Origin of the sequence: Pseudomonas fluorescens, assembly GCF_902497855.1 — a bacterium.
Classification (GTDB): domain Bacteria; phylum Pseudomonadota; class Gammaproteobacteria; order Pseudomonadales; family Pseudomonadaceae; genus Aquipseudomonas; species Aquipseudomonas fluorescens_BI.
Window position 1 is genome coordinate 1 of sequence record NZ_CABVHU010000002.1, and the last position, 18,564, is coordinate 18,564.

The window sequence follows — 18,564 nt, forward strand, 5'->3', positions numbered from 1 at the left end:
GGGAACAGGCTGGTCTGGCTGCGGGACTGTCCTTGGATGTAGGCCATGACGAAAAATGCTCCGTATCTTTCGATACGGAGCATTTTCTTTGAGTGCCGCGCAGATTGCTAGGTTTTCACACAGTCTGCGAAGGAGGCCTCTTTTTGTCACGCCGCGTGCAGCAGCGCTACCGGATCAGCAGCTGTAGTACAGCTCGTATTCCAGTGGGTGTACGAAGGTACGTACCTTGATTTCTTCTTCGCTTTTCAGGGCGATGTACGTGTCGATGAAGTCGTCGCTGAAAACGCCGCCTTTGGTCAGGAACGCACGACCTTTGTCCAGCTCTTCCAGGGCTTCTTTCAGGCTGCCGCAAACTTGTGGGATCTCTTTCGCCTCTTCAGGCGGCAGGTCGTACAGGTTTTTGTCAGCTGCGTCGCCAGGGTGGATCTTGTTCTGGATGCCGTCCAGGCCAGCCATCATCAGGGCTGCGAAAGCCAGGTAAGGGTTGGCGGCCGGGTCCGGGAAGCGCGCTTCGATACGGCGACCCTTGGGGCTGTTCACGTAAGGAATGCGGATCGAGGCGGAGCGGTTGCGTGCCGAGTAGGCCAGCATGACCGGTGCTTCGAAACCTGGGACCAGACGCTTGTAGGAGTTGGTCGACGGGTTGGTGAAGCCGTTCAGGGCTTTACCGTGCTTGATGATACCGCCGATGAAGTACAGGGCGGTGTCGGACAGGCCGGCATAACCTTCGCCGGCGAAGGTGTTCTTGCCGTCTTTGGAAATCGATACGTGAACGTGCATGCCCGAACCGTTATCGCCGTACAGCGGCTTAGGCATGAAGGTCGCGGTGCGGCCATAGGCATCGGCAACGTTGTGCACGCAGTATTTCAGGGTCTGAACTTCGTCAGCCTTGGCGACCAGGGTGTTGAACTTCACACCGATTTCGTTCTGGCCGGCAGTCGCCACTTCGTGGTGGTGAACTTCGACGGTCTGGCCCATTTCTTCCAGTGCGTTGCACATGGAGGTACGGATTTCATGGTCGAAGTCGAACGGTGGAACAGGGAAGTAGCCGCCTTTCACGCCTGGACGGTGGCCTTTGTTGCCGCCTTCCACGTCCTGGTCGGACATCCACGAGCCTTGCTCGGAGAAGATTTTGAACATGGAGCCGGAGATGTCGGATTTGAACTTCACCGAGTCGAAAATGAAGAACTCAGGCTCCGGACCGAAGAAAGCGGTGTCGCCGATACCGGTGGACTTGAGGTATTCCTCGGCACGGCGGGCGATGGCGCGTGGGTCGCGGTCATAGCCTTGCATGGTCGAAGGTTCGATGATGTCGCAGACCAGGATCAGGGTCGGTTCTTCAGTGAACGGATCGAGTACGGCAGTGCTGTCGTCCGGCAGCAGGATCATGTCGGAGGCTTCGATGCCTTTCCAGCCAGCGATGGAGGATCCGTCGAACATCTTGCCGACTTCGAAAAAGTCGTCATCCAGCGCATCGCGAGCCGGCATGGTCACGTGATGCTGAGTGCCTTTGGTATCCGTGAAGCGCAGATCAATCCACTTGACGTCATGATCTTTGATGAGTTGAACCGACTTCGACATAGTGTCCTCCGGGTGGATTCGGGCTTGGGTAGTGGATGGCCCTTGGAATGTGGGTGATGCCGGCGCGAATACTCTGCCAAGGCAACCTGCCTCACAAGGGAGCAAATTGCATGCCAGTGCCCCATCATGGTTTTTTTGCCCCAATATCACGCTTATAAAGGTGCAATCCGTCATAAAGAGCAAATTCACGCCCTGTTATGTGGCGTGCAATTCAACAAACGACCTGTTTTGGTGCGCGACAAACCTTCTGCACATTAACTGGTTAAACCTTGAGCAATTTCCGCTATAATCCGCGCCCCCCTTTTTCGGCTGGCCCAGCGCGCGCTGTTTTCATGAAACTAATCGTAAAAGTCTTTCCCGAGATCACCATCAAGAGCCGCCCGGTACGGATGCGTTTCATCCGCCAGTTGGCCAAAAACATCCGTACCGTGCTCCGCGACCTGGACCCGGCCGTGGTGGTGAACGGTGTGTGGGACAATCTCGAGCTTGAAACCCGCGTCAGCGAGCCCAAGGCCCTGAAAGAGATGACCGAGCGCCTGAGCTGCATGCCGGGTATCGCGCATTTCCTGCAGGTCGATGAATATCCGTTGGGCGACTTCGACGACATCGTCGCCAAGTGCAAGCAGCACTTCGGTGAAGCATTGGCCGGGAAGATCTTTTCGGTGCGCTGCAAGCGTGCCGGCAAGCATGAATTCAGCTCGATGGACGTCGAGAAATACGTCGGCAGCCAACTGCGTCGTCAGTGCGGCGCCGCCGGAATCTCGCTGAAAGAGCCGGAAATCGAAGTTCGCATCGAAATTCGCGACAAACGGTTGTTCGTGATCCACAACCAGCACAACAGCATCGGTGGTTATCCGCTGGGAGCCCTGGAACAGACGCTTGTACTGATGTCCGGCGGCTTCGATTCCACCGTTGCGGCCTACCAGATCATGCGCCGCGGCCTGATGAGCCATTTCTGCTTCTTCAATCTGGGCGGAAGGGCCCATGAGCTGGGCGTCATGGAAGTCGCGCATTTCATCTGGAAGAAGTACGGCAGCTCCCAACGCGTGTTATTTGTCAGTGTGCCGTTCGAGGAAGTACTGGGAGAAATTCTCGGGAAAGTCGATAACAGTCATATGGGTGTAGTTTTGAAGCGTATGATGTTGCGCGCGGCTTCCCGTATTGCCGATCGGCTGGAGATCGAAGCGCTGGTCACCGGCGAAGCGATTTCCCAGGTGTCGAGCCAGACGCTGCCGAACCTGTCCGTGATCGACTGCGTGACCGACAAGCTGGTCTTGCGTCCGCTGATCGCCAGTCACAAGCAGGACATCATCGACCTGGCCAACGAAATCGGTACCGCCGACTTCGCCAAGCACATGCCGGAATACTGCGGGGTCATCTCGGTGAACCCCAAGACCCACGCCAAGCGTCCGCGCGTGGAGCATGAAGAGAAAGAATTCGACATGGCGGTGCTCGAGCGTGCGCTCGAGAACGCCAAGCTGGTACCGATCGATCGCGTGATCGACGAATTGGGCCAGGACTTGCAGATCGAAGAAGTCAGCGAAGCACTGGCGGGCCAGATCATCATCGACATCCGTCACCCGGATACCGCTGAAGACGAGCCGCTGGAACTCCCTGGCATTGAGGTACAGACGATGCCGTTTTATGCATTGAACGCTCGTTTCAAGGAACTGGACCCTACTCGCCAGTACCTGCTGTATTGCGACAAAGGCGTGATGAGTCGCCTGCATGCCCACCATTTGCTCAGTGAGGGGCATGCCAATGTGCGCGTTTATCGACCGAGCTAAGAGCCCGGGGCTGTTTGCCTGTGGCCTGCGTCACCGGCCCCCCGACGCCGCCGTCAAGCTGTAACGGCAAGGCCTGACTCTACTGTTAAATCGCTGCCAAGACTTGTCAGCACACCGAATCCTCTGATCGAGATACACAAGTGATCGAAAATCTACGCAACATCGCCATCATTGCTCACGTTGACCATGGTAAAACCACCCTGGTAGACAAACTCTTGCGTCAATCCGGCACCCTGGAGCGCAACGAGCTCAACGACGAGCGCGTGATGGACTCCAACGACCAGGAGAAAGAGCGCGGTATTACCATTCTGGCGAAAAACACCGCCATCAACTGGAACGGCTACCACATCAACATCGTGGACACCCCGGGCCACGCCGACTTCGGCGGCGAAGTTGAACGCGTAATGTCGATGGTCGACTCCGTTCTGCTGCTGGTTGACGCTCAAGACGGCCCTATGCCGCAAACCCGTTTCGTGACCAAGAAGGCTTTCGAAGCCGGCCTGCGTCCAATCGTGGTGATCAACAAGGTCGACCGTCCAGGCGCGCGTCCGGACTGGGTTCTGGATCAGATCTTCGACCTGTTCGACAACCTGGGTGCTACCGAAGAACAGCTGGACTTCAAAGTCGTCTACGCCTCGGCCCTGAACGGCATTGCCGGTCTGGAACACACCGACATGGCTGAAGACATGACCCCGCTGTACCAGTCGATCGTCGACAACGTACCAGCACCGAAAGTTGACCGTGACGGTCCGTTCCAGATGCAAATCTCGGCACTGGACTACAACAGCTTCCTGGGCATCATCGGCGTTGGCCGTATCGCTCGTGGTCGCGTCAAGCCGAACACCCAGGTTGTTGCGATCGATGCCGACGGCAAGCGCCGTAACGGCCGTATCCTGAAGCTGATGGGTCACCACGGTCTGCACCGTGTAGACGTTGAAGAAGCAGCTGCCGGCGACATCGTCTGCATCAGCGGCTTCGACCAGCTGTTCATCTCCGACACTCTGTGCGACCCACTGAACGTCGAAGCGATGAAGCCGCTGACCGTTGACGAACCAACCGTTTCGATGACCTTCCAGGTTAACGACTCGCCGTTCTGCGGCCGTGAAGGCAAGTTCGTCACCAGCCGTAACATCAAGGAACGTCTGGACAAGGAACTGCTCTACAACGTTGCCCTGCGCGTTGAAGAAGGCGACACCGCCGACAAGTTCAAAGTCTCCGGCCGTGGTGAGCTGCACCTCTCGGTACTGATCGAAACCATGCGTCGCGAAGGCTTCGAAATGGGTGTAGGTCGTCCGGAAGTGATCATCCGCATGGTTGACGGCGTCAAGCACGAACCGTACGAAAACGTGACTATCGACCTGCCAGAAGAATCGCAAGGTTCGATCATGGAACAGATCGGTATCCGTAAAGGCGACCTGACCAACATGGTTCCGGATGGCAAGGGCCGTGTGCGCCTTGAGTACAACATCCCGGCTCGTGGCTTGATCGGTTTCCGTAACGAGTTCCTGACCCTGACCTCCGGTGCAGGCATCCTGACCTCGATCTTCGACCGTTACGACGTGATGAAGTCCGGCGACATGTCCGGCCGCCAGAACGGCGTGCTGGTTTCGGTTGCTACCGGTAAGGCTCTGACTTACTCGCTGGAAACCCTGCAAGCTCGCGGCAAACTGTTCCTGGGTCACGGCGAAGACGTGTACGAAGGTCAAATCGTCGGCATCAACAGCCGCGACAACGACCTGGGCGTCAACCCAACCAAAGGCAAGAAGCTCGACAACATGCGTGCTTCGGGTAAAGACGAAACCATCGCTCTGGTTCCGCCTATCCGCTTCACTCTGGAACAAGCGCTTGAGTTCGTGCAAGAAGACGAACTGTGCGAAGTGACTCCTAAGTCCATCCGTCTTCGCAAGAAGATCCTGGGCGAAAGCGAGCGTACCCGCGCTGCCAAGAAGTCCGGTAACTAAGTCATTTAGTTAGCTGACAAAAAACGCCCCCGGTCGAAAGACCGGGGGCTTTTTTTTGTCCGCCACTTGATGTTCGATGGCGTTACTCGACTTCAATTGACTTCGCAGACCTGCCGGTGCTTGTCTCCATGGAACAGGCGGTCAAGTGCCAGGAACACCACTGGAGTGGTCAGCATGGTCAGTATCTGGCTGAGCATCAAGCCGCCCACGATAACCACCCCTAGTGGTTCGCGCAGCTCCGCGCCAGTCCCGAACGCGAGCATCAAGGGCACGGCACCGAACAGGGCCGCCAGGGTTGTCATCAGAATAGGGCGAAAGCGCGCCAGGCACGCTTGATGGATCGCTTCCCGTGCCGACAGGTTGTGCTCGCGTTGGGCCTGCAAGGCGAAGTCGATCAGCAGGATGCCGTTTTTCTTGACCAGGCCGAGCAGCAGAATCAAGCCGATCAGGGCCATTATCGAAAAATCCAGCTGCCACATCCACAGCAGCACAATTGCGCCGATACCCGCCGAGGGCAGTGTGGAAAGGATGGTGAGCGGATGCACAAGGCTTTCATAGAGCACGCCGAGAATGATGTAGACGGCAACCAGCGCAGCGAGAATCAGAAACGGTTGACTGGCCAGCGATGACTGGAACGCCTGAGCGGTACCCTGGAACGTACCGTTCACCGATGCCGGCATGCCGATCTCCAGTTCGATGTTCTGAAGGACGGTCACTGCCTGACCCAAGGCGACCCCGGGGGCTAGATTGAACGACAGATTGGCCGCCGGCAGCATGCCGTTGTGGTTGATCACCACCGGGCCGCTCGTGGGCGGCTCTATCCGGGTAAACGCAAGCAATGGAACCATCTGACCGGTCAGTGGCGAACGTAAATGGAAATAGCTCAGGCTTTCGGTATTGCCACGTTGTGCTGTGCTTAGTTCAAGTATCACCTTGTATTGATTGGCTTCGGTTTGATACTCGCTGATTTGTCGTTGGCCGAATGCGTCATAAAGCGCGTTGTCCAGGTCGTGCGCCGTGAAGCCATAGCGAGCAGCTTCGTCCCGATCGAGGGTGATTCGCGTGATGTTGGCATCCAGTTGCAAGTCGTGAGAAACATCACTGAACAATGGATTTGCTCGCAGGCGGTCGGTCAGGTTGGTGGCCCAGGTCGCCAGTTCGTCGCTGCTTTGCGCCAGAAGGACATATTGATATTGAGCCCTTGGCTGGCCGGCGCTGAGGTTGATGTCTTGAACCGCGCGCAGGGATACCTGGATGCCGGTTACCTTCGCGAGCTGGGGACGTAGCCGGTCGATGACTTGGCTGATGGTCTCGTCACGTTCACCGGGGGCGCTCAATATCAGCCACACCCGACCATTTCCAATCGAGTCGGTCATGTTGCCACCGACGGCGTGGTTGTAGCTGATAACGGCTGGGTCCTTGCTGAATATCGCCTCCAGCTGCTTGTGTTTGGCGACCATCTCCTCATAGGAAATATCGGCAGATGCCCGGGTGAACCCCATGATGAAGGCTGTGTCCTGCAAGGGGAAAAAGCCCTTGGGGATCATGACGAAGCTGGCAACGCTGAGTAGCACGCTCGCCAGGAACACGCCCAACACGCAGCGCTGGTGTCCGAGTGCCCAGACCAGAACGCGATCATAGGCCCCGATCAGCCGGCTGAAGACGCCTTTGTCGGGTTGTACGTGTTGCGTTGGCGCCTTCATGAACAGCGAAGCCAGTGTGGGCGCAAGGGTCAGGCAGACCAGGACCGAAATGACGAGGGAAGCGACCACTGTCAGGGCGAACTCACTGAACAGGCGACCCACTACCCCCTCCATGAACAGCAAGGGAATCAAAGCGGCAATCAGCGAGACGGTGATAGACACCACGGTAAAGCCGATTTCGCTGACACCTTTGAGTGCGGCCGTGCGCTTATCTTCACCGAGCTCCAGATGGCGATGGATGTTTTCGATCACCACGATTGCATCGTCAACGATAAAACCGACAGCGATGACAATGGCCACGAGCGTCAGGTTGTTCAGGCTTAACCCGGCCAGGTACATAACCGCACACGTCGATACGATGGATAAACCCAATACCGTGGTGACGATCAGCGTCGCCGACCACTGCCGCAGAAACAGCGCCATCACGCCAATCACCAGGACAATGGCAATGACCAACGTCAGCTGGACTTCATGCAATGACGAACGGATGGTGCGGGTGCGATCGTTGAGCACGTCGACCGACACGCCCGCCGGTAAAACCGCCTCAAGGTCCGGCAGGGCTTGCTTGATACGATCGGCGGTTGCAACGATGTTAGCCCCCGGCTGACGCCGGATCTGCAGTGACACCCCCGAGTGGCCGTTGGGCCAGCTTTGCACGTAGTCGTCCTCCGACCCCAGGCTGACACTGGCCAGATCTCGAACCCGGACGGCTGAACCATTGCGATAGGTGACGATGACGTTGTCGTACTCCGTGGGTTCGAACAATTGGTCATTCACTTCCAGACTGGAAATCCGGTTCTCCCCAAACAGAGCGCCTTTGGGCAAATTGACACTGGCCTGCTGCACCGCTGTACGAATGTCCGCCAGGGTCACGCCAGCCGCAGCAAGTACCTCCGGCCGCGCCTGGATACGAATCGCCGGGCGGCGTTGGCCGATTACGTTGATCAGACCGACTCCATCAATTTGGTTCAGTCGGCGCGATAGCACGGTTTCGGCAAGATCGCTGACTTCGATCAGCGACAAGGTATCGGAGTGGACGCTGACGATCAGGACCGGGCTGTCCGCCGGATTCACCTTGCTCCACACCGGCAGGCTGGGCATATCGCTGGGCAGGCGGGCCGAGGCGGCATTGATGGCTACCTGCACCTCCTGAGCTGCCGTATCGATGTTTTTTTCCAGGCCGAACTGCAGCGTCAGCGTCAACCTTCCCAGGGAGCTGGTCGAGGTCATTTCGGTAATGCCGGCAATTGAACTGAATTGCACCTCCAGGGGAGTCGCTACAGATGAAGCCATGGTCTGGGCGCTGGCGCCCGGTAAGCTGGCCGTGATCTGGATCGTGGGGAAATCCGCCTCGGGGAGTGGCGCGATGGACAGGCGCAGGTAGGCGATGACACCTAGTAGAGCCAGGGCGAAACTCAAAAGAATGGTGCCAACCGGACGGTCCATGCACCAGGCGTAAACACTGCGGCTGATCATCAAGGCATGCTCCGGCTCGCGATGGAGGTAACCGGCGCGGCAACGGTTTCGAGAATGTTCACCGCCGTGCCGGAGCCAAGGCGCGAATAGCCATCAGTGACGACCTGATCGCCGGCCTGGACTCCTTCTATCACGACGATGTCAGCGTCGGAGTACACAACTTCCACTGGCTGCGGGAATGCTTTGCCATCGCTGATACGCCATACAAAAGTGTTGTTGGCGCCCTGTCGTATCGCCCGTTGCGGTACAACCAGGACATCGCGCAAGGTGCCGACCTGAAGATTGATTACGACCGACTGATCCGGCCATAGACGTCCTTGCGAATTGGCGACGGTTCCTTTGACTCGCACCGTCCCGGTCGTCTCGGAAACCCGGTTATCAATCAAATCCAGCTGTCCCTCGCCCAAAAGTGTTCCGCCGTCACCAGAGTAAACGCGCAAGATCACTGATTTTTTTTCAGCATTGGCCATCGACGCTTGCAGCTGTGGAAGGCGGGCCTGGGGTAAGGAAATGTCGATGCCTATAGGGTCCAGCTGGACGAGCGAGAACAGCGGCTGCGTATCGCCAGGCCTCACGTAATTGCCGGCGTGGAGGTTGTGGATCCCGATGCGGCCATCGCCAGGTGCGTGAATCCGGGTATAGGACAGTTGCACCAGAGTGGCCGCCACCGTGGCTTGCTCGCTCTGTAACGTCGCCTGTAACTGGGCTACCAGGCCGGTTTGTTGATCAAGGGTTTGTGCCGAGATGGCTTGTGTGCTGGCCAGCGCGCGATAGCGCTCAAGGTCGAGTCGTGCCGAAACCAACTGAGCCTGAGCAACGGCTTGTTGGGCTTTGGCCCGCTCCAGTGCGGCTGTAATGGCGCGATCGTCGATGCGCGCCAGCAGGTCACCTTTTTTGACGAACTGTCCCTCGCTGACAGGAAACTCCTCTAACAATCCATCCACTTGAGGACGGACATCCACGCTACGTTGCGAGCGTACGTTACCGATGGCATTGATAAGAATCGCAACGTCGTGGCGTCCGATCTCGACCGCGGTAACCGGAACGGCCGGAGCGGCCGCCGCGGTGATGGCTGATGCGCCTGGCCATAGCCAATAGGTCATGCCGCCGACGATGCCCGGAATGCAAAGCGACAAAAAAATTCCGATCAGCGTTCGACGTACTTTGTGGGGGTGCATGGTGACAAATTCCCTTTTGGTTTAAGTTTCCACCGGGTAAAGCAATCCTTATAAGTAACCAGGAGTGTTTGAAACAGGGTATGACGAACGAGTTGGTCGCTGACAGGTTTTGCATGTTCAGGGTGAGTGGCCCGATCCTGTTTACCATGCATTAAGGAATTGGGCTCTCATGCGCTGCGCGTAGAACTAATTCTTATTGTTGCGTTGCTATATAAGAGATGATGTTTCACCGGGTTAACAAGTTGTGTTGCAAGAAACATATTGAGAGAAGTGGCGGGCGTCTGAAAAACGCCCCCGATCGTAAGATTGGGTGCGTTTTTTTATGTCTGGAATTGCATGGCGGGTAGTGTCGCAGCGGAGCCGCGCTTAAGGCCCGGTACGTGATTCTGACGTTAAGCCTCGAACCATCGAAAGGCGAGAAAGCTTTGCGCAATGGCGCGCAGCAGCATTTTGTCTGCCGTGTTGGCTATACCGTCACTGTTCACGTCGCTGTTGGTGAACGAGTCCAGCCCGCCATCATTGTCACCATCATAGGCGGCGGCACCTTTAATCCGAATGGGGATGCCAGGTGTGCCGTCGTCTTCACTGAACTGAAGCGAGACGACATTGGGGGAGCCATCCTTGTGATGGTCTTTCGCACTGATCTTGAGATAACGCTCCCAGTTATCTCCTTTATTGAACCAGTTCAGCTGCAGGAAAACTTCCGCAAAGGCCGTCAACAGCAACTGGTCCTGGAAGTTTTGCTCGCCGTCGCTGTTGATGTCACCGGCGAAACCAAACTCAATCCTGCCGTCGGCGGACATATCTACGGCAAAGGCTTCGTGTACCAGGTTGTCCGGGCTGTTGTGGAAGTGCAGCAGCACGGCATCCGCTTTGCCGTTACCGCTACGATCCTGGGCTGTCGCTTTCAAATAACGCATGAGCATCTTCTCCGAATAAAAGATGCTCCACACTAGTGCTTGTGACAGGCCTTTCCTGTCGGGCGAATGCGTGGCGAGGCATGGGAAATCGCTGAATATGCATCAGGTCGAGTTACCCGGGCGTGTCGGAACAAACGAAGACGCTTCGCTGATGAGCCCGAATTGTTGATCTTCCCGCGAATGGAACGATCAACATCCAGCGACGATTAAAACTTCTCGAGCGTGCGACGGCTGTTGCTGGTCTCGCGCGCCACTTCTTTGGGCTTATAAGCGCAATATCCCGGCCGCGGCCCGATTTTCGGGTGATTGCGGCAGGTATCCGGGCGCTTTTCATAAATAGTGCACAGACGGCTCTTACGATCCAGGTACAGGCAATCGTTGTTGCTCATGCGCTGAAGGGTGAAGATCTCGGACTTCTGGTTGTAGCGCTCGACGATCCCTTCCTTCTGCAAGCGCTTGGCGATGTTTTTCGCTGGCTCGCCGCGCTCGAATTCGTCGACGATACCGATTCGGATCAGATCCTTGATCTTGACCTCGACCGGCAGCGTGCAGCAGCTGGACACGCAGGAACCGCACATCGGCGCAGAGTACTTGGCCCAGGTATCGAGGCGATCGATCTCCGCGGCGGCGATCAGGTTGGACTTCATCATCGATTGTTACCAGCGTGTGCATCAGGGCGCGCGATCATACCGGGACTGGTGGATTTTTGAACAACCTTTCGCCAGTTTTTTTCATAAACTACCCGGTAATCACTGTATTCCGGCACGGGCCCTGCATTCTTTCCGGTGCGCGGCAAGGTAATCTTGATCTATCTCGCCCTAACGGGAAAAACTGCCGAACCAGAGTTCCAACGGCCTGTCTGACCGTCTAGGCTCAACTATTCCACGCTCGCCCGAGGTCCTATTGATGACTCAAGAACCACTTGTTCGCGAAGCCGAGGTGGCCGCATTTCGCGACGCCGTCTTGACCAAGCTCACCTATGCGGTGGGCAAAGACCCGGATCACGCCTTCGACCACGACTGGTTCGAGGCCATAGCCCTGGCAGCGCGCGATCACATGGTCGAGCACTGGATGGATCACACCCGGCAGATCTACCGCAAAGGTCAGAAACGGGTTTACTACCTCTCCCTGGAATTTCTTATCGGCCGGCTGCTCTACGACAGCCTCAGCAACCTCGGCCTGCTGGATGTGGCCCGCGAGGCCATGACCGAACTCGGCGTCGACCTTGAGCGCATCCGCCTGCTGGAGCCCGATGCGGCCCTTGGTAACGGTGGCCTCGGCCGTCTGGCCGCCTGCTTCATGGAAAGCATGTCGACCCTGGGTATCGCCGGCCACGGCTACGGCATTCGTTACGAGCACGGCTTGTTCCGCCAGGCCATCGTCGATGGTTGGCAGCAGGAACAGACCGAACACTGGCTGGATTTCGGCAACCCGTGGGAGTTCGAACGGCCGGAGGTCGTGTATCCGATCGGTTTTGGCGGCAGCGTCGAAACCGTCACCGACGAAACAGGCAAATCCAAGCAAGTCTGGACCCCGGCGGAAACCGTTCGCGCGATTGCCTACGACACCCCGGTGGTCGGCTGGCGCGGGGCGAGCGTCAACACACTGCGCCTGTGGCGTGCCCGTGCCATGGAAGATTTGCACCTGGAGCGCTTCAACGCCGGCGACCACCTGGGTGCCGTGGCGGAAGTCGCCCGGGCCGAAAGTATTTCTCGCGTACTTTACCCGGCCGACAGCACCGAAGCCGGCCAGGAACTGCGCCTGCGCCAGGAATACTTCTTCGTCGCCGCGTCCTTGCAGGACTTGCTGCGGCGCCATCGCAACATGCACACCTCGGTCCTGACCCTGGGAGACCACGCGGCAATCCAGCTCAACGACACTCACCCCTCGATTGCCGTGGCCGAGCTGATGCGTCAGCTGGTCGACGTGTACGACGTGGCGTGGGACGCCGCCTGGCAGGTCACCGTCGACACGCTGTCCTACACCAACCACACGCTGTTGCCGGAAGCGCTGGAAACCTGGCCGGTCGGGTTGATGGAGCGCATGCTGCCGCGGCACATGCAGATCATTTACCTGATCAATGCCCAGCACATCGACTCGCTGAGGGCCAAGGGCGTCCATGACTTCGAAGTGCTGCGGGCGGTGTCGCTGATCGAGGAAGACAACGGCCGTCGTGTGCGCATGGGTAACCTGGCGTTCCTCGGTTCCCACAGTGTCAACGGCGTGTCCGCGCTGCACACGCAACTGATGCGCAAAACGGTGTTCTCCGAGCTGCACAAGCTCTACCCGGAGCGGATCAACAACAAGACCAACGGCATTACCTTCCGCCGCTGGCTCTACCAGGCCAACCCCGAACTGACCTCGATGATGGTCGATGCCCTCGGCCCGGACCTGCTCAATAACCCTGAAGAACGCTTGCGCGACCTGGAACCCTTTGCCGAGAAAACCGCGTTCCGCAAGGCATTTGCCGAGCAGCGCCTGCACAGCAAGAAAGCCTTGGCGTACATCATCCACGAGCGATTGGGGGTGGCGGTCAACCCGGCGGCGATGTTCGACGTACAGGTCAAGCGGATCCACGAATACAAACGTCAGTTGCTCAACCTGCTGCACACCGTCGCGCTCTATCAGGCGATTCGTGCTGAGCCGGAAATCGACTGGGTGCCGCGGGTGAAGATTTTCGCCGGCAAGGCTGCAGCCAGTTATCACCAGGCCAAGCTCATCATCAAGTTGACCAACGACATTGCCCGGGTCGTGAACAACGACCCGACCGTGCGTGGCTTGCTCAAAGTGGTGTTCCTGCCCAACTACAACGTCAGCCTGGCGGAAAGCATCATTCCGGCGGCGGATTTGTCGGAGCAGATTTCTACCGCGGGTTTCGAGGCCTCGGGCACCAGCAACATGAAGTTCGGTCTTAACGGCGCGCTGACCATCGGCACGCTGGACGGGGCCAACGTGGAAATGTGCGAGTTCATCGGCGCCGAACACATGTTCATCTTCGGCCTCAGCGCCCAGCAGGTCGAGGCGCGCAAGCAAAACCAAGAGTTCAACGCGACGCCGGATATTGCCGCGTCCCACCGCCTGAACGACGTGCTGCAAGCGATTCGCGGCGGGGTGTTCTCGCCGGATGATCCGTCCCGCTATACCGGACTGATTGATTCGCTGATCGATTACGACCGTTTCCTGGTCTGCGCCGATTTCGATTCCTACTGGGACGCGCAGATGCGCGTTGAAGCCCATTGGCACGATTCTCAGGCATGGTGGCGTTCGGCGGTATTGAACACCTCCCGGATGGGGTGGTTCTCTTCCGACCGGACCATTCGCGAGTACGCCACGGATATCTGGAAAGCGTTGGAGTAAGCCTTCGTTCGGGTCGATATAATGGCGTCCCGGAAAAGATCGCAGCCTTCGGCAGCTCCTTCAGTCAGCGTTCACCTGACATTGGGTGAATTCGGTCGATGTAGGAGCTGCCGAAGGCTGCGATCTTTGCTGTACGGGGTGTGCTAGTTTTTTTGGATCGGCCACTGCGCTTAGGGATATCGACCATGCAATGGATGTTCATGCTGATTGGCCTGGTGCTGGGCTGGATGCTCGACGAGTCGTTCAGCGACGCGCTGTTGTGTGCAATGCTCGGGTTGGGAATCGGTCAGGCCATCCGCATCGGCCGTTTGGATTTACAGGCTGCCGAGCAACGCTTGCTGCTTGAACAGGCACAGGTTGCGCTGCATGCGGTCGAGCAACGTCTGGCATTGCTGGAGGTGTCGGGTGTCAAATTGCCTGAAGCCAGCGAACCCGCTCCGTCCGCTGACATCATTGTTGATCAAGCCCCTGTCGACCCCCCCGAATTGATCTGGGAACTTCCGCCCGAAATTGAGCCGATGGCCGCCACGGCCACCGAAACCAGTCATCCGCCCTATGTCGATGCGTGGAAACCCGCACCGGTTGCCCGCGAACCGCAACAATCCGCCGTTCCCCGCGACCCCGACTTCATCGAGCGCGCGATCAGCATCGCCCGCGCCTGGCTGTTCGGCGGCAACACCGTGCTGCGGATCGGCGTGGTGCTGTTGTTCCTCGGCCTGGCATTTCTGCTGCGCTATGCCACCGAAGGCATGGTGCTGCCGATTGAGTTACGTTACGCCGGGGTCGCGGCGGCGGCATTGGGCCTTCTGGGATTGGGTTGGTGGCTCAGGGCACGCAACAGCAATTACGCATTAATGCTGCAAGGCACCGGTATCGCGGTGTTGTACCTGACCGTGTTTGCCGCGATGCGCCTGCATTCGTTGCTCGATCCAGCGGCGGCGCTGGGTCTGCTGGTCGCAGTGACGCTGTTCTCGGCGATTCTGGCCATCACCCAGGACGCTTTGGGTCTGGCTGCCGCTGCGGCACTCGGCGGTTTCGCGGCGCCGATCCTGACCTCTACCGGCGCGGGCAATCACGTCGTGCTGTTCAGTTATTTCGCCTTGCTCAACGCTGGCATTCTCACCATCGCCTGGTTCAAGGCCTGGCGTTTGCTCAACCTGATCGGTTTTGTCGGCACCTTCGGCATCGGTTTCGCCTGGGGACTGCGCGCCTATGCGCCGGACTTGTTGTGGAGTACCGAGCCGTTCCTGATTCTGTTCTTCCTGATGTACCTGGCCATCGGCCTGCTATTCGCCCGGCGCAAACTGCTGGAAATGCCCGGCGCGCCCGAGAACGACCACCGCGAGGCGCTGCTGCGAGGGTCGTCGCGCAAGGGTGACTACGTCGATGGCACCCTGCTGTTCGGCCCACCGCTGGTGGGTTTCGGCCTGCAGTTCGCGCTGGTCCAGCACCTGGAATTTGCCGCGGCATTCAGTGCATTGGTGCTGGGCATGATCTACATGGGGCTTGCCCGATTGCTGATGGGTGGCCGGACCTTGCTGCTGGCGCAAACCTGTCTGGCGCTGGGCGTGATCTTCGCCAGCCTGGCGATTCCGCTGGGGCTCGACGCCCGCTGGACGGCTGCAGCCTGGGCGGTGGAAGGCGCGGGCATCTTCTGGCTCGGCTTGCGTCAGCAGCGACCGCTGGCCCGGGCTTTTGCCTTGCTGCTGCAACTGGGTGCGGCGCTGGCGTTCCTCAGTGAACTGCGAATCGGCGCGAGCAGCCTGCTGGACGGGTCGCCGCTGGGCGCGTTGATGCTCGGCGGCGCATTGTTGTTCAGCTTCTATCAATTGCGCAACGCTGTGCCTGAACAGACTTCGCAGTGGGAGCGTAGCGGCCTGCCGGTGCTGGCCAGCCTCGGCCTGACCTTCCTCTACTTGCTGGCGCCGTCGTTCTTCTTCACCCAAGGTGCGGTAATCAGTTGGGCGCTGGCGGGGTTGGCGACGCTGTTTGTCGGTCTGCGCCTGCAATCGCGGACGTTCCTGTTCGCTGCCTTTGCCGTGCAGTTACTGGGCGGCGCAGCGTTTCTGCTGGCCGGACCTGATGGGCTCGGACTGTTGCCTGGCGAAGGTCTGCGCCCCTTCGCTCATGCTGGTTTCTGGACCCCACTGGTGCTGGGCCTGGCCGCGCTGGTCGGGGCCTGGCGTTTGCAGCTCGGCAACCACGGCACGGCATTTGACTCATTGAGCCTGCAGCGTTTGTCCGACGTGTTGCTGGTGTGGGGTGCGGGCTGGTGGACGCTGGCATGGATCAGTGAAGTGCTGCGTTTTGCCCCCGTGAATGTGCAAGCGACGTTATTGCTGTTGGTTGCGGCGATCAGTGTCGCCTTGTGGACAATGTTGGCGCTGCGCCTGAAATGGCCATCGCTGGGATTGCTTTGCACCTGGCTGATAGCCGCTGCCGGTCTGGTGTTGCTGGCGGCTTGGCATTCGCGATATCACCCGGCTGCCAATTTCGCCTGGCTAGCCTGGGCGGCGGTGTTCGTGGTGCATTTTATTTCTCTGCGGCGTCTGGCGCCGATGTTGCCGGCGCGTGCCCTGGGCACCGCCCACGTCCTCGGCTGTTGGCTGCTGATTGGTGTACTGGCGCTGGAGTTGCGTTACGGCTTGCTGTTGTTGTCCGGGCACTACAACGCCTGGCGCTGGTTGGGTTGGGCGATGCTGCCGAGCCTGTATCTGGTGCTCGCGGCGGCGCCCCGAGCCTGGCCTTGGCCTGTGTCGGCTTATCCCCGGGAATACCGTGTGTACGCAGCAGCCCCCCTGGCATTGCTGATGCTCGGCTGGTTCTGGCTGGCGAACGTCGTCAGTGACGGCGCTGCCGAGCCGCTGCCCTATGTGCCGCTGATCAACCCGCTGGAGTTGGGCCTGCTGTTTACGCTGTTCGGCGTATATGTCTGGTCCCGCAGCGCGGTGACGCAAGGGGCGATTCGCAAGGATTACGCCGCACATGCCACGCAGCTGATCGCCGGAATTTCGCTGTTTGCATTCTTTACTGCGTTGGTGATGCGCACCGCCCACCACTGGGGCGATGTGCCGTTCGAGCTGGATGCCTTGCTCGAATCCATGCGGGTGCAGGCCGGCCTTTCCATCGTCTGGACCCTGATAGCCCTGAGCCTGATGATCGGCGGTCATCTGCGCCATCGCCGCGAAGTCTGGCTGATCGGTGCGGCGCTGATCGGCGTCGTAGTGGCCAAGCTGTTCTTTGTCGAATTGAGTAACCGCGGCGGGCTGGCGCGGATCGTGTCGTTCATCGGCGTCGGCGTCTTGCTGTTGGTGGTCGGTTATTTCGCCCCGTTACCACCCAGGCGCGCTGATGCTGTGCCTGATCCTGAAAAACCGACCCCGCTAGCCGAAAGGGTGTCGTCTTGAGTCGCAGGCTGAACCTGCCCGCGAAGGCGATTTATCTGTCGGTAAAGAAGCCAGTTTCGAACTACGCTCATCCGGGGGCATGAACTCTATTGGGTGTAACACGTCTGATAGGAGGAAATGCGCCCCGACTCGCGCTAAACTGCGCGGGTTTTCAGCCCCCCCATTCCACCGGAGCCTTCCATGTCCCGCGTTACCCTGAGTCGCTATTTGATTGAGCAGACCCGTAGCAACAACACCCCTGCCGATCTGCGTTTCCTGATCGAAGTGGTGGCGCGTGCTTGCAAAGAGATCAGCCACGCCGTGTCTAAAGGCGCCCTGGGTGGTGTTCTGGGCAGCATGGGCACCGAAAACGTCCAAGGCGAAGTGCAGAAGAAACTCGACGTGATCTCCAACGAGATCCTGCTCGAAGCCAACGAATGGGGCGGTCACCTGGCCGGCATGGCGTCCGAAGAAATGGACAACGCCTACCAGATCCCGGGCAAATACCCGAAAGGCGCGTACCTGCTGGTATTCGATCCGCTGGACGGTTCGTCGAACATCGATATCAACGCGCCGGTCGGCACCATCTTTTCGGTACTGCGTTGCCCGAACGAACACCTGAGCCAGAACGAATCCCTGAGCGAAAAAGCCTTCCTGCAGCCAGGCACCCAGCAAGTTGCCGCCGGTTACGCGATCTACGGTCCACAGACCATGCTGATCCTGACCCTGGGCGACGGCGTGAAAGGCTTCACCCTGGACCGTGAAATGGGCAGCTTCGTGCTGACCCACGAAGACATCAAAATCCCGGCGTCCACTCAGGAATTCGCGATCAACGCGTCCAATCAGCGTCACTGGGAAGCTCCGGTACAACGCTACGTCAGCGAACTGCTGGCCGGTGAAGAAGGCCCGCTGAAAAAGAATTACAACATGCGCTGGGTCGCTGCGATGGTTGCCGATGTGCACCGCATCCTGACCCGTGGCGGCTTGTTCATGTACCCGCGCGACAGCCGCGAGCCGTCCAAGCCGGGCAAGCTGCGCCTGATGTACGAAGCCAACCCGATGTCGTTCCTGGTTGAACAGGCTGGCGGCGCTTCCACTGATGGCCATCAGCGTATCCTCGACATTCAGCCTGAAGGCCTGCACCAGCGCGTAGCGGTGTTCCTCGGTTCGAAAGAAGAAGTCGCACGCGTCACGGCTTACCACAAGGAATAAACC

The 18,564-nt window shown here is 58.7% G+C and carries 10 protein-coding genes; 5 read left to right on the forward strand and 5 right to left on the reverse strand.

The window, feature by feature from the left end; translation table 11 throughout:
- Positions 1 to 174: 174 nt before the first annotated feature.
- Positions 175 to 1,581 (reverse strand): type I glutamate--ammonia ligase, encoded by a 1,407-nt coding sequence (glnA, locus tag F8N96_RS04995; protein ID WP_064675454.1) that lies wholly within the window; start codon positions 1,579 to 1,581, stop codon positions 175 to 177.
- A 332-nt stretch (positions 1,582 to 1,913) separates the two neighbouring features.
- Here glnA and thiI point away from each other — a divergent pair, with 332 nt between their 5' ends.
- Positions 1,914 to 3,368 carry a tRNA uracil 4-sulfurtransferase ThiI gene (gene thiI / locus F8N96_RS05005; protein WP_150796877.1) on the forward strand — a complete coding sequence of 485 codons (1,455 nt, stop codon included), beginning with the start codon at positions 1,914 to 1,916 and terminating at the stop codon, positions 3,366 to 3,368.
- A gap of 140 nt (positions 3,369 to 3,508) precedes the next feature.
- The gene (typA, locus tag F8N96_RS05010) at positions 3,509 to 5,329 is read left to right on the forward strand and encodes a translational GTPase TypA (RefSeq protein ID WP_150744900.1); all 1,821 of its coding nucleotides are present in this window, start codon (positions 3,509 to 3,511) and stop codon (positions 5,327 to 5,329) included.
- Positions 5,330 to 5,421: 92 nt separating this feature from the next.
- On the opposite strand, the gene F8N96_RS05015 is transcribed toward typA, so the two are convergent.
- From F8N96_RS05015 to F8N96_RS05030, 4 genes are all read right to left on the reverse strand, one after another.
- Positions 5,422 to 8,508 (reverse strand): efflux RND transporter permease subunit, encoded by a 3,087-nt coding sequence (locus tag F8N96_RS05015; protein ID WP_150796878.1) that lies wholly within the window; start codon positions 8,506 to 8,508, stop codon positions 5,422 to 5,424.
- Positions 8,508 to 9,686, reverse strand: coding sequence for an efflux RND transporter periplasmic adaptor subunit (locus tag F8N96_RS05020; RefSeq protein WP_224789554.1), 1,179 nt, complete (start codon positions 9,684 to 9,686; stop codon positions 8,508 to 8,510). The genes F8N96_RS05015 and F8N96_RS05020 overlap by 1 nt, the downstream gene beginning before the upstream one ends.
- A gap of 392 nt (positions 9,687 to 10,078) precedes the next feature.
- Positions 10,079 to 10,606, reverse strand: coding sequence for a hypothetical protein (locus tag F8N96_RS05025; protein WP_150796879.1), 528 nt, complete (start codon positions 10,604 to 10,606; stop codon positions 10,079 to 10,081).
- Positions 10,607 to 10,812: 206 nt separating this feature from the next.
- On the reverse strand, positions 10,813 to 11,253 hold the full coding sequence (locus tag F8N96_RS05030) for a YkgJ family cysteine cluster protein (protein WP_150797270.1): 441 nt from the start codon (positions 11,251 to 11,253) through the stop codon (positions 10,813 to 10,815).
- Positions 11,254 to 11,512: 259 nt separating this feature from the next.
- On the opposite strand from F8N96_RS05030, the gene F8N96_RS05035 reads away from it, so the two are divergent.
- The 3 genes from F8N96_RS05035 (at position 11,513) to F8N96_RS05045 (ending at position 18,561) form a co-directional block, all read left to right on the forward strand.
- A complete protein-coding gene (locus F8N96_RS05035; RefSeq protein ID WP_150796880.1) occupies positions 11,513 to 13,963 on the forward strand; it encodes a glycogen/starch/alpha-glucan phosphorylase in 2,451 nt (816 codons plus the stop codon).
- A gap of 185 nt (positions 13,964 to 14,148) precedes the next feature.
- Positions 14,149 to 17,370 carry a DUF2339 domain-containing protein gene (locus tag F8N96_RS05040; protein WP_150796881.1) on the forward strand — a complete coding sequence of 1,074 codons (3,222 nt, stop codon included), beginning with the start codon at positions 14,149 to 14,151 and terminating at the stop codon, positions 17,368 to 17,370.
- Positions 17,371 to 17,550: 180 nt separating this feature from the next.
- A complete protein-coding gene (locus F8N96_RS05045; protein WP_150796882.1) occupies positions 17,551 to 18,561 on the forward strand; it encodes a class 1 fructose-bisphosphatase in 1,011 nt (336 codons plus the stop codon).
- Positions 18,562 to 18,564: the final 3 nt, after the last annotated feature.

What these genes read in the sequence shown, in the direction of transcription:
- glnA (WP_064675454.1), bottom strand. Translation starts at nt 1,581, where the DNA reads ATGTCGAAGTCGGTTCAACTCATCAAAGATCATGACGTCAAGTGGATT.
- thiI (WP_150796877.1), top strand. Translation starts at nt 1,914, where the DNA reads ATGAAACTAATCGTAAAAGTCTTTCCCGAGATCACCATCAAGAGCCGC.
- F8N96_RS05015 (WP_150796878.1), bottom strand. Translation starts at nt 8,508, where the DNA reads ATGATCAGCCGCAGTGTTTACGCCTGGTGCATGGACCGTCCGGTTGGC.
- F8N96_RS05020 (WP_224789554.1), bottom strand. Translation starts at nt 9,686, where the DNA reads ATGCACCCCCACAAAGTACGTCGAACGCTGATCGGAATTTTTTTGTCG.
- F8N96_RS05025 (WP_150796879.1), bottom strand. Translation starts at nt 10,606, where the DNA reads ATGCGTTATTTGAAAGCGACAGCCCAGGATCGTAGCGGTAACGGCAAA.
- F8N96_RS05030 (WP_150797270.1), bottom strand. Translation starts at nt 11,253, where the DNA reads ATGAAGTCCAACCTGATCGCCGCCGCGGAGATCGATCGCCTCGATACC.
- F8N96_RS05035 (WP_150796880.1), top strand. Translation starts at nt 11,513, where the DNA reads ATGACTCAAGAACCACTTGTTCGCGAAGCCGAGGTGGCCGCATTTCGC.
- F8N96_RS05040 (WP_150796881.1), top strand. Translation starts at nt 14,149, where the DNA reads ATGCAATGGATGTTCATGCTGATTGGCCTGGTGCTGGGCTGGATGCTC.
- F8N96_RS05045 (WP_150796882.1), top strand. Translation starts at nt 17,551, where the DNA reads ATGTCCCGCGTTACCCTGAGTCGCTATTTGATTGAGCAGACCCGTAGC.